Source organism: Streptomyces sp. URMC 124, assembly GCF_051386455.1.
Lineage (GTDB): Bacteria > Actinomycetota > Actinomycetes > Streptomycetales > Streptomycetaceae > Streptomyces.
The window spans coordinates 21,306-28,480 of sequence record NZ_JBPQTS010000094.1 but is presented as its reverse complement, the minus strand read 5'-3'; the positions used below and the strand labels follow the sequence as shown (position 1 = coordinate 28,480).

6 protein-coding genes are annotated in these 7,175 nt (G+C 75.0%); all 6 read right to left on the bottom strand.

All coding sequences use genetic code 11. The annotated features are described in order from the left end of the window. Nucleotides 1-171 precede the first annotated feature (171 nt). Nucleotides 172-615, bottom strand: a complete 444-nt coding sequence (locus ACSNOG_RS20095; protein ID WP_436754056.1) for a DUF6479 family protein — start codon at nucleotides 613-615, stop codon at nucleotides 172-174. A 113-nt stretch (nucleotides 616-728) separates the two neighbouring features. After that, the gene (locus ACSNOG_RS20090) at nucleotides 729-1,694 is read right to left on the bottom strand and encodes a nucleoside triphosphate pyrophosphohydrolase (protein WP_436754055.1); all 966 of its coding nucleotides are present in this window, start codon (nucleotides 1,692-1,694) and stop codon (nucleotides 729-731) included. Nucleotides 1,695-1,728: 34 nt separating this feature from the next. Then, nucleotides 1,729-2,349, bottom strand: a complete 621-nt coding sequence (locus ACSNOG_RS20085; RefSeq protein ID WP_436754054.1) for a SurA N-terminal domain-containing protein — start codon at nucleotides 2,347-2,349, stop codon at nucleotides 1,729-1,731. A 134-nt stretch (nucleotides 2,350-2,483) separates the two neighbouring features. Next, nucleotides 2,484-4,022: a protein kinase domain-containing protein gene (locus tag ACSNOG_RS20080; protein ID WP_436754053.1), complete on the bottom strand. Its 1,539-nt coding sequence runs from the start codon at nucleotides 4,020-4,022 to the stop codon at nucleotides 2,484-2,486. Further along, entirely contained in the window at nucleotides 4,019-4,810 is a 792-nt protein-coding gene (locus ACSNOG_RS20075; RefSeq protein ID WP_436754052.1) for a hypothetical protein, read from the bottom strand. The genes ACSNOG_RS20080 and ACSNOG_RS20075 overlap by 4 nt, the downstream gene beginning before the upstream one ends. A gap of 124 nt (nucleotides 4,811-4,934) precedes the next feature. Then, nucleotides 4,935-7,013: an N-6 DNA methylase gene (locus ACSNOG_RS20070; protein WP_436754051.1), complete on the bottom strand. Its 2,079-nt coding sequence runs from the start codon at nucleotides 7,011-7,013 to the stop codon at nucleotides 4,935-4,937. Between the last annotated feature and the right edge of the window lie 162 nt (nucleotides 7,014-7,175).

Genomic DNA, 7,175 nt, shown 5'->3' with positions numbered 1-7,175 from the left:
GGTCACAACGACGACGAGGAGAACAAGGTCGAGTACGTCACCGAGCACCGCGAGGCGTTCTTGTCGTGCACCCCTTGACGCTACTAGGGGCGCGGCGGGGCGGCTCAGTGGCGGCGGCCGGTGCTGACCAAGGGCCGCCGGGGCCGGGCTCAGCGGTGGCCGGGGCCGGGGTCAGTGGTGGCCGGGGCCGCCGCTGCCGAAGCCGCCGCTGCCACCCGGGTTCCACTTCTTGCGCTCCTCGGTGAGCTCCTCGGGATGGCTGCCGGGGTTGCGCACTTCGTGCGGCAGCACCCGCTCCCCGTTCGCCTCGGGGTGCAGCTCGTCCGCCTCGCGGTGCTCGGTGACGTACTCGACCTTGTTCTCCTCGTCGTCGTTGTGACCGGGCCCGTGGTCGGGTGAGCTCGGCCCCGTGTCGTGCTCCTGGCGGGTCTGCCAGGAGCCCTGCCGGCGCTGCGGCTGCGACGGCGGCGGAGGCTCCTCGCGGCGCTTCCGGTAGCCCATCACGAAGGCGCCGATGAGCAGGGCGACCACGATGAGGCCGACGATGAACTGGACGATCCCGCCGGCCCAGTGCGGGGCGGCGAGGTCGGCGAGGTGTACGGACTGAATGCGCATGCCATGCGGGTACCCGCCGACCGCCGGGACAAGTCGGTAAATAGGCCGAACGGGTTCCCGGGGGCTCCGGACGGTCCCCCTGTCCCCTCTGTTCCTGCCCGTTCAGGGCGTGCCTACTGCACGCCCTCCGCCGCGCGGATCGCGTCGCGGTACGTGCGGGCCGCCGCCCGCAGCGCCGTCTCCGGGTCCGTGCCCGCCGCCTCCGCCCGTACGGCCAGCGCCAGCAGCTCGTAGCCGATGCCGTCGCCGGCGGGCGGGGGGACGTCGAGGCCCTGCGAGCGCACCCGCGAGGCCAGCTTCGCGGAGAGGGCGAGCGCGGGCTGGCCGAGCGGCACGCCCTCGGTGACCGACTCGCGGCCCTTCTCCTCCCCCTTCGTGCGCAGCCAGTGCTCCCGCACGTCCTCCGGCGTCAGCGCCGACTCCTCGCCGAAGACGTGCGGGTGCCGGTGGATGAGCTTGTCGACGATGACGGCGGCGACGTCGTCGACGGAGAACGGCTCGTCCGGGTCCTCCTGCGCGATCCGGGCGTGGAAGACGACCTGCAGCAGCACGTCGCCCAGCTCCTCGCGCAGTGCCTCACGGTCACCGGTCTCGATGGCCTCCAGCAGCTCGTACGTCTCCTCCAGCGCGTACTTCGCGAGGTCCTCGTGGGTGCGGATGCCGCTCCACGGGCAGGCCACCCGGATCCGGTCCATGACCTGCACCAGATCCAGCAGCCGCGCGCCGGGGAGGTCGTACGAGCCGGGCAGCAGCTCCAGCGCGGGCATCGTCTCCCGGCCGGAGCCGGCGAGCCGGGCCAGCCCGTCGGTGAGGGCGGACTCGCCGTCGGCGGAGGTGAGGACGACGACGCTGCGCCGCCCGGTCGAGCAGAAGTCGACCAGCTCGCGCGCCGTGGCCGAGCCGTGCTCGACCTCGACGCCGGCCTCCCGCAGATACGGCAGCTGCGGGTGGCCGGCGTCGGCGCACAGGACCCGGTCGGCGGCGCGGAGCGCCTGCCAGGCGGGCCAGGACAGCAGCCCCGGGGCGACCCGGTGGCTGGTGGTGAGCAGGACGATGCGGCCAGGTGCGGAGTCGTTCACGCACTCGAGCCTAGGGGACCGGGCCGGGCGGGGCTCACGCCGGGCGCGCGGCCCCCGCCTCGGCTGCGGACCGCAGCCACGGCTCCAGCGCGGTCTTGGCGGTGCCGCGCTTGCCGTCCCACACCCCGTAGCGCGGATTGACGTCGACGTGGAGGGAGTCGGAGGTGCGCATGAGGATCTCGTTGGTGCGGGCGGCGCCGAACTTGCCGTCCAGCTTGGCGCGGACGAGGTCCACGGAGAGGGCCTGGTCGATCTGGTCGGGGGCGATGCCGAGGGCGAGGAACCGGCCCCGCACCGTCGCGGCGCCGCCGTTGGCGGCCTCGACGTCGGCGCGCTGGCGCTGCAGCTCCCGGCGGGTGACGCCGACGCCGTTGTCCTTGCCGGCCTTCTCCACGATCCGGTACTGGATGAGGCGGACCAGCGTGTCCTGGCCGAGCCGGGCGCTGTTCGCCGTCAGCTGCTCGCCCTGGGGGGACGAGCGCTGCGCCTCGCGCACCTCCTCCACCTGCCGCTGCAGCTGCGAGACGGTGATCCGGTCGTCGCCCACGACGGCCGCGGCGCCCGGATGGGCCGTCTGCCCGCAGGCGGTCAGGAGCGGGGCCGCTGCGAGCAGCGCGGCGGCGGTGACGGAGAGCGCGGTCCTTCGGCGGATCATGAAGCCTCCCGGCGGCGGTCGTGCGACGGTGATCGACCTGCGTTGATCGATGGTAGGGAGTCCGGGTGGCCCGGGCCACCGATTCGACCAACGATTCGCGCGGCGCCGGGATGTGCGGGCGGCGCCCTCGAAGCTCAGGCCCTGACCTGCCCGAGCCACTGCAGCGTGTGACGGATCTCCGCCGGGAGCGGGTGGTGGGGGCCGTGCAGCCGCTCGGCGTCGTGCAGGAGGGCGACGAGCGTGTCGTGGGCGGCCTGGCGGTCACCCAGGGAGAGCAGCAGGTGGCCGATGCGGCGGCGGATGTCGAGCGGGGTGACCGGGTCGTCGGGATGGCTCTCGAAGTGCGGCAGGAGCGCGCGGTACTCACCGAGCGCCGCCACGGCTTCGCCGAGCTGTTCCAGGCACTGCGCGGCGTCGTACCGGCAGCGCAGCACCTGCCGGGCCGCGCGCGGGCTGCTCTCGGCGGCGTAGTCCTCGGCGAGCCGGCGCAGCTCGGGCAGCGCGCGCCGGTACTGGCCGTCGTCCATGAGCGTGGCCGCGTACTGCTTGCGCAGCGTGCGCACGACGGTGGAGTGCTCGCCGTGCTCGGCCGCGGCGGCGGGCAGGATCGAGCCCAGGAGGTCCACGGCCTGGGTGATGCCGCCCTGGTCGAGCAGGCGCTTGACCTCTTCCACGGCCTCGGCGACATCGGGGCCGCTGGGCGCGGGCGGCGCGGGGGCGAAGGCCTCGGCCTGCCGGGCACCGGGGACGGTCGCGGACCGCTCGGGCCAGGGGGCGTGCGGCAGCAGGAAGGGGCGCGTGGGGTTCATGGGGCCCAGGGAGCGGGCGGAGCCGGGCGCGGGCAGGAGGGGTGCAAGCGCCTCGTACGCCTCCTGGGCGTCCGCGAGCCGGTGCCCGGGGTCCTTGGCGAGCAGGCGCAGGACGAGCTCTTCGAGCGGCGGGGGCACTTCCGGGCGCAGCTGCCGCAGCGGGACGGGCGGCTCGTACAGATGCCGGTGCAGCACGCCGAGCGCCGTGGACCCGGCGAAGGGGACATTGCCGCTGAGCAGTTCGTGCAGCAGCACGCCCAGGGCGTAGAGGTCGGTGTACGGGCCGACCGCGCCGCCCATGGCCTGCTCCGGCGCCATGTAGGCGGGGCTGCCGATGGGCGAGCCGGTGCGGGTGAGGCGGGTGGTGTCGGCGTCCATGACGGAGGCGACGCCGAGGTCCAGGACGATGACGGAGCCGTCGGGGCGGACCATGACGTTCCGCGGCTTGAGGTCGCGGTGGACGATCGGCACGGCGTGCACCGCGGCGAGCACCGAGCACAGCTGCGCGGCGACCGAGACGGCCCAGGGCCAGGGGTAGGGCTCGTGCTCGGCGAGGTGGTCGGCGAGGTCGGCGCCCTCCACGTACTGCATGACGAGGTAGAGGTCGTCGCCGTCGCTGCCGGCGTCGTGGACGGTGACCAGGCCGCGGTGGTCGACCTGCGCGGTGACCCGGCACTCGCGCACGAAGCGGCGGCGCATCTCGTCGGCGGCGCCGTCGGTGCCGGTCATCCGGTCGGGGCGCAGCAGCTTCACGGCCACGCGCCGGTCCAGGCGGCGGTCGTAGGCGGTCCAGACCTGCCCCATGCCGCCCTGGCCGATGACGGTGGCGAGCTCGTAGCGCCCGGCGATGATGCGACCGTTCACCACTCCTGCTCCTCACGGCGGCCCCGGGCGCCGCCCTTGGGCTCCTTGCGGAGCAGATCACTGAGCTCGTCGAGCTCGGCACGGACTTCGTCGATGCGCTGGGGGGAGCGGGGAGGCCCTTCGGGGCGGCGGTGGCGGCCGATGCGCTGCGGCGGCGGAGGGGAGGGCGGCGAGGGCGGCGGGGGCGGCGCCTGGAACGGAGCGGCGGCCGGCCGGGCCTGCGGACCGGGGTGCGCCTGCGGCATGCGCAGGTAGGAGCGGGTGTCGGCGAAGGGGTCGTCCGCCCGGGGGGCCGGGGGCGCGGGCACCGGAGGAGCAGACGGAGCCGGGGCGAGCTCGGGGGCGAAGACGGGGGATGCCTTGATGGCCTCGGCGAGCGCGGCCTCGTTGCGGGCGACGGCTTCCCGGTGGGAGGCGGCCTGCCGCTCCTCGGCGAGGGCCAGGTCGACGGCGTAACGCGTCTCCAGCTCCCGGTAGTACCGGGAGTCGCACCTGAGGTAGTACCAGATGGAGCCGATGCCGGTGGTGAGCAGGCCGAAGGTGCCCATCTTGTTCGCCGTGGTGGCGGTCCAGGAGCCCTGGATGCAGACCAGGATGACGATCGACAGCACGAGGACGCACCAGAACAAGGCCCAGTCGCGGCCCCTCCTGCGCATGATGGCCACGCGCAGGACCGGCACCCAGGAGCACAGGAGGATCGTGCACAGGGTGATCGCCACCACGACCACCCGCACGGCGATGATCTGTGCTCTGCCGGGTGGGGGCCGGTGCGGTTCGGGGCCGTTCATTCCTCGCTCCTGGAGTGCGCGTATGTGCCCTGAGCCTATATACCGACCAACACAACTCCCCCTTGGTTGCGCACATCAGACGGTGTGACAGGTCACTCAAGTCACGCGGAAAGCGCGGAAGCCCTTATTCCGGACGGACGCTCCCATCCGTCAGCCCGTCGAACAGCCCCTGCACCAGCCGCTCCCCCAGCCGCTCCGCGCTCCTCAGCGCCTCTTCGAACGCGGCCAGCTCGCGGAAGCGGCCGCCGTAGCGCCGCTGGTCGGCCGGGGGCAGCCGGGGCACCTGGAGGCGGCGGACGTCGAGCCGGGTGGCGGTCGAGGCGTAGCTGCTGGCCTGGCGCTGGTTGGCGCTGCCGCGCAGGAAGCCGGCGAGGAACCAGGGGTCGAGGGCGGCGGGGTCGGGGCGCAGTAGGAACAGGCCCCGGCCCAGGGCGGCTCCCGCCGTCTCCTCGTCGATGACGCGGGCCACGGTGACGTCGCCGACGACGGGGACGACGACATCGCCGGCCTCCACCAGGACGGGCTCCTCGGCCGGGCCCTCCGGCAGCGCGCCGGTGGGGCCGCTGCCGGCCTTGACGTCGTAGTCGGTCAGGACCGGCGGGGCGGGAGCGGCGGGATCGGGCGTGGCGCCCGGGCCGCCGGCGCGCAGCACGAGGGCTCCGGCGCGGGCGAGCTCGCCGACGGTGGTGGTGGGCCAGCGGGCCGGATCCCCGGGCTCCGCGGGCGGGGCGGGAGCGAGCTCGTTCGTCCGCCGCAGGGCGGCGCGGAGCCGGTCGTGGACCTCGGCGAGCCCGGCCGCGCCGCTGCCGGCGGCGGGCGGCGGCAGGTGGCGGGCGGGGGCGAGGTCGACGTCGTCGTCGAGGAGGTCGATGACGGGGAGCGAGCGGCAGCGGCCCGGCTTCTCCTCGACGGTGCCGTGCCGCTCGAACTCCTCCCAGGCGCCGAGGACCTCGGTGCGGACGGTCTGCCAGGGCAGCTTGTCCCGCCCGGCGGGGGCCAGGTCGGCTGTCTCGGCGAGCAGGACGTGCGGGGTGGGCGAGGACTGGGCGCCGGGCCGGCGCAGCACCCACACGTGCAGCGGGATGTTGTAGGGCGGGGCGGCGCCCGTGGGCAGGGCGATGACCGCGCGCAGGGCGCCGCGGCGCAGGAGGTCGGCGCGGATGCGGCGGCCGGAGCGGCGGGAAGCCGCTGCGGGCGGCATGAGCAGGACGGCGGTGCCGCCGTCGCGCAGCCGGGCCAGGGCGTGCTGCACCCAGGCGAGCTCCGACTCGGTGCGGGCGGGGAAGCCGTACTCCCAGCGCGGGTCGTAGGCGAGCTCCTCGTGACCCCAGTTGCGCTCGTTGAACGGGGGGTGGCACAGGACCGTGTCGGCCCCGGCGTCCGGGAAGGCGTCGGCGCGGAGGCTGTCCGCCGCGTGGACCCGGACCCGGGCGTCGCTGTGCAGGGCGAGGCGCAGGGCGGTGAGGGCCGCGAGGTCGGGATCGCTCTCCTGCCCGAGGAGGGTGGGCGCGGGGGCGGCCGTGCCGGGTGCGACCGCGTGGAGCAGGCCGCCGGTGCCGCAGGCGGGGTCGAGGACGGTGCGCGGCCGGTGCCGCTCGGCGGGGCCGCCCTCGCCCAGGGCGGCCATCAGCTCCGCCGGGCCGGGCGGGGTGAGCGTGTACTGCCGGGGGTTGGCGTCGAGGTGGCGGTCCAGGAGGAAGGCGTAGACGTGGGCGGCGCCGCGCGCGGAGGCCAGCTCGGCGGCGCCGCGCAGCAGGGCGGAGGAGACGGCCAGCTCGGCGGCGGTGGGGATGCCGACGGGGTGGTGCGGCCCGAGGCGGGCGGCGAGCGCGGACTCCAGGGCCGTGGGCAGCTCTTCGGTGAGGCGGAGATCGCCGAGCGCGGCCAGCTCCAGCCAGGCGGCGGGCCGGTCGCGGACGAGGAGGAGGACGGAGCCGGCGTAGCGCAGGGCGGTCGCGGCGCCGGCGGGGTGGCCCGCGACCTGCTGCCAGACCCGCTCGCGCAGCGGGACCTCGGCGAGCTTGCCCTGGTGGCGCAGCCACTGCTCGACATCCCCGAGAGCGAACGTGGGGCTGGACTCGCTGCCCCCTATGGGCTGAGGGAAATCGGGGTGGCGCCTGCGCCAGTTACTGACCGCCGCGCGTCCCACTCCGGCCAGCCGGGCGATCCCGGCCGCGGTCACCTCTGCTGCGCTCTCCGGCACCTGGCTCCCCTCTCCGGGGCTCATCCCCGCCTGGGCGGAGCGGACCCTCCTCGTCCTTCGCTGTGGTGCCGAGCATACCCGTGAACCATGAGCAGACCCCTTCACAGCCGTGAACTCACTGGATCGCGTGAACATGGTTGACCCGGTTCACAAGCTCTGCTG